This is a genomic window from Alteromonas salexigens (assembly GCF_025628895.1).
GTDB classification, from domain to species: Bacteria; Pseudomonadota; Gammaproteobacteria; order Enterobacterales; family Alteromonadaceae; genus Alteromonas; species Alteromonas salexigens.
This window is the reverse complement of the sequence record NZ_JAOTJC010000014.1, coordinates 1-612: the sequence shown is the minus strand read 5'-3', so window position 1 is coordinate 612 and position 612 is coordinate 1. Positions and strand designations below refer to the sequence as shown.

1 protein-coding gene is annotated in these 612 nt (G+C 50.2%); it reads left to right on the top strand.

Going from position 1 to position 612, the window contains the following annotated elements:
* Positions 1-95 precede the first annotated feature (95 nt).
* Positions 96-612, top strand: a 517-nt coding sequence (locus OCL06_RS15585; protein WP_262996252.1) for an IS30 family transposase, incomplete at its 3' end; no start/stop codon positions are given.

Sequence of the window (612 nt, the reverse complement as noted above, 5' to 3'; positions counted from 1 at the left end):
CCCCGAATTCATATAGTAACTGCAACACGCCCAAAAATTAAAACGGTGAGCTATCGTTACTTCTCCATTTTCTTTCCGGCAAGAAGGTAAATGATATGAAGTACAAACAGCTCACCGAGAATGAAAGGTATATGTTGTCTGCGCTCAGAAAGCAAGGGTTGTCTGTTCCTCAGATAGCGACGGCGCTGGGCAGGCATCGCACAACAATCTGGCGCGAAGTAAAACGTAATTCCTGCTGGGGTATTGATGGGGCTTACCGACCTCCAATAGCGCAGCGCCGAACGCGAGTGCGGCGACGTAAAAGTCGTAGTGGGTTAAAGCTGACCGAGTCAGACTTTGTGTTGGTTCGGGTATTACTAGGTTATGAATGGAGTCCAGAGCAAATAGCAGGCTTCCTGAAACGCCACGGTCATAAGTGCGTCAGTCACGAGAGTATCTATCAATACATCTGGCGGGATAAAGCGGCTGGAGGTGACCTGTGGCAGTGTTTGAGACAATCCTTAAAGCGTCGCCGCAAGCGCTATAAAGCGTACGACAGTCGTGGTCGCCTGGCAGATAAACGACATATTTCTGAACGTCCCAACGCCGTTGAAGGCCGGCAAGAGGTAGGGC